Source organism: Pseudokineococcus marinus, assembly GCF_013004605.1.
GTDB lineage: Bacteria > Actinomycetota > Actinomycetes > Actinomycetales > Quadrisphaeraceae > Pseudokineococcus > Pseudokineococcus marinus.
This window is the reverse complement of the sequence record NZ_JABEMA010000319.1, coordinates 1-3359: the sequence shown is the minus strand read 5'-3', so window position 1 is coordinate 3359 and position 3359 is coordinate 1. Positions and strand designations below refer to the sequence as shown.

General features: G+C 78.1%; 3 protein-coding genes. All 3 read left to right on the top strand.

Translation table 11 applies throughout. From position 1 onward, the window contains the following. The first annotated feature begins 490 nt into the window (after positions 1 to 490). Positions 491 to 1453: a hypothetical protein gene (locus tag HLB09_RS14725; RefSeq protein ID WP_171204084.1), complete on the top strand. Its 963-nt coding sequence runs from the start codon at positions 491 to 493 to the stop codon at positions 1451 to 1453. A 112-nt stretch (positions 1454 to 1565) separates the two neighbouring features. Next, positions 1566 to 2045, top strand: a complete 480-nt coding sequence (locus HLB09_RS14720) for a cation:proton antiporter regulatory subunit (protein WP_171204083.1) — start codon at positions 1566 to 1568, stop codon at positions 2043 to 2045. A 7-nt stretch (positions 2046 to 2052) separates the two neighbouring features. Continuing rightward, the coding region (locus tag HLB09_RS14715) for a cation:proton antiporter (RefSeq protein WP_171204082.1) at positions 2053 to 3359 on the top strand (1307 nt) is incomplete at its 3' end.

Genomic DNA, 3359 nt, shown 5'->3' with positions numbered 1-3359 from the left:
AGCGCGAGGCCGAGGGCGACGGCGGTGGCCGCGGCGGCCCGGGGGCCGCTCGCAGGGGTGCGGCGCCTCGTCGAGGACGAGCGCGCGGGGTGCGTGCTGCGGGTGGTGCTGGTCGTCGTGGCGACGCGCCCCGGCGACTCCGGTCGGTCCATGGCAGATCCCCCAGGTGCCCCGCCCCGGCGGTCGGTGCGGGGTGCGGCGGGGGCCCCGTCGCCCCCGCTGGCGGGGGTCTACTCCCGTCCGCCCCGCCCCCGCCACCCTTTCGGGTGAACTGCTCGGCTGCGAAGGCGCGTCGGCGCCCGCCTCGGCCCGGTCTGCCCCGTTCGTCCTCCTCGCCGGGGGAGACGTCACGCGATCGGGGCGTCGGCGTCACCGAGCGTCCCCGCAGGCGGGCGGGCTCGCGCTCGTCCCGTCGCCGATCCGCGCGAGCCCCCGGCGTCGGCGCCGCAGCCGGGTTGCCGCACCTCCGGGGGAAGGACAGCGTGAGCCCATGAGCGCACTCACCCGGGGCCTGACCGCCGGTGCCGTCGGCACGACCGTCCTCAACGCCGTCACCTACGCCGACATGGCGCTGCGGGGGCGCTCCGCCAGCGACACCCCCGAGCGCACCGTCGACGCGCTCGCCGACCGCCTCGGCACCGAGGTGAGCGGCTCGGGCGACGAGCGGGAGAACCGTCGGACGGCGCTCGGCGCCCTCTCCGGCACGGCCACGGGGCTCCTCGTCGGCGTCGTCACGAGCTACGCGCACAAGAAGGGCTACGCCGTACCGGGCGTGCTCGGCGGCGCGGCGACCGGCGCCCTCGCGATGGCGACCACCGACGGCGCCATGGCGGCGCTCGGCGTCAGCGACCCGCGCGACTGGGAGGCCTCCGACTGGGTGGCCGACGCCGTCCCGCACCTCGCCTACGGCCTCGCGACGCACGCGACGGTGCAGGCGCTCTCGCCCCAGCCCGGCGACGCGGTGCGCTCCCCGGCGTCCACGGGCCTGACCTTCCGCTCCTTCCTCCTCGGCCTCGCCACGGGCGGGCGGACGTCGCTCGGCGTCGCCGGCCCCGTCCTCACCGACGCCCGGCCCGAGGGACCCGGGGTCCTCGCGCGGCTCGGGGCGCTCGGCGCCCTGGTGACCGAGGTCGTCATGGACAAGCAGCCCTCGACGCCGTCGCGCACGGAGCCGGGGCCCCTCGGCGGTCGCGTCGCGGCCGGCGGGCTCGCGGGCGCGGCGCTGGCCGCCCGTGACGGCAGCACCCCGACGGCGCCTGCGGCGGCCGGCGCCCTCGGTGCCCTCGCCGGCTCCCACGCGGGTCTCGCGTGGCGGATGTGGGCCGGTCGCAAGGGCTCCCCCTTCTCGGAGGACTGGCAGGCCGCGCTCGTCGAGGACGGCGTCGCGATCGCCCTGGCGCTCGTCGCGTGCCTGCCCGGCCGTCGCGGCCAGCGGACCGCCGTCGTCGGCTGAGCGCGGCCCCCTCGGTGAGGGGGCGTCACTCCTCGCTCCGCCTGTCCCGCCGCGTCGACGTCCTAGCCTGGTCGGGTCGCGGCCGCGCGGGCGCGACGACGAGGAGGTCGGCGTGGAGGTCGAGGAGACCCGGCTGCCCGGGGTGGGGCTGCGGCACGACCTCAGCACCCGCGCGGGCCGGCGGGTCGGGGTGGTCTCGCAGGTCAACGGGGACCGGGAACTCGTGGTCTTCGACGACGACGACCCCGACCTCGTGCGCACCTCCGTCCGCCTCACGTCCGAGGAGGGGGCGGCGCTCGCCGACCTGCTCGGCGCGCCCCGCGTCGTCGAGCGCCTCGCGCGGCTGCGCGAGCAGGTGCAGGGGCTGACGACGGCGGGCGTCGTCCTGCCCGAGGGCTCGCCCTTCGCGACCGGCACGCTCGGCGACACCGAGATCCGCACCCGTACGGGCGCGTCCGTCGTCGCCGTCGTGCGCGACGGCGAGGTGACGCCGTCCCCGACGCCCGACTTCCGCTTCGCCGCGGGTGACAAGGTCGTCGTCGTGGGCACCGACGACGGCGTGGCGGCGGTGCGGCGCCGCCTCGGGGGCTGAGGGTCGCGTGGGCACCGCCCAGCTCCTGCTCGAGCTGGGCGCCGTCCTGTTCGGCCTCGGGCTCGTCGGGCGCCTCGCGAGCCGCGCCGGGCTCTCGCCCGTGCCGCTGTACCTGCTCGCCGGGCTGGCGTTCGGCACGGGCGGGCTGCTGCCGCTCGCCGCCCCCGACGGCTTCTTCGAGGTCGGCTCGGAGATCGGCGTCGTGCTGCTGCTCCTCATGCTCGGCCTCGAGTACTCGGCCGACGAGCTCTTCGGCCAGCTGCGCCGGCAGGCGCCCGTCGGCGTCGTCGACGTCCTCCTCAACGGCGCACCGGGGGCCGTCGTCGCGCTCGTGCTCGGCTGGGGACCGCTCGGCGCGCTCGCGATGGCGGGGGTCACCGCGGTCAGCTCGTCGGGGATCGTCGCCAAGGTCCTCACCGACCTCGGCCGCCTCGGCAACCGCGAGACGCCGGTCGTGCTCGGCGTCCTCGTCCTCGAGGACCTCGCGATGGCCGTCTACCTGCCGCTGCTCACCGCGCTGCTCGCGGCGTCCGGCGCCGGGCCGATGCTCGTGTCGGTCGCGGTGGCGGCGTCGGTGCTCGTCGCCGTGCTCGTGGTCGCCCGCCGGCACGGCCACCTGCTGAGCCGCCTCCTCGCCTCCGACAGCAGCGAGACGCTCCTGCTGCTCGTCCTCGGGCTCGCGCTGCTCGTCGCGGGGGCGGCCGAGGGCGTGCACGTCTCGGCCGCCGTCGGCGCCTTCCTCCTCGGCATCGCGATCTCGGGGGAGGTGGCGACGTCCGCGCGCCCGCTGCTCGAGCCGCTGCGCGACCTCTTCGCCGCCGTCTTCTTCGTCTTCTTCGGGCTGACCACCGACCCGCGAGTGCTGCCCCAGGCGCTCGCGCCCGTCGCGGTGCTCGTCGTCGCGGGGGTCGCCACGAAGATGGCCACGGGGTGGCTCGCGGCCCGCCGCGCCGGCATCGGGCCCGGTGGTCGGATCCGCGCCGGCGCGGCGCTCGTCCCGCGCGGGGAGTTCTCCATCGTCATCGCGGGGCTCGTCGGCAGCGCCGTCGACCCGCTCTTCGCGCCGACCGTCGCCGCCTACGTGCTCGTCTTGGCCGTGCTCGGACCGCTCGCGCCGCGCGTCACCGACCCGCTCGCCCACCGCGCCGCCGTCCGCGCCCGCGGCGACGACCTCGTCGCCGACCTCGCCCGGCGCTGGTCGACCTCCCTGGCGCGGGGTGGGCGGGTGGTGCCGGTCCGGCGCGTCCTCGCGATGCGGCGGGGTGCGGGTGACCAGGTGGGCCGCACCGCGGCGCAGCGGACGGCGGCGCGGCG

Bases quoted from the DNA above. Each gene is read 5' to 3' on its own strand.
- HLB09_RS14725 (WP_171204084.1), top strand. From the start codon at position 491: ATGAGCGCACTCACCCGGGGCCTGACCGCCGGTGCCGTCGGCACGACC.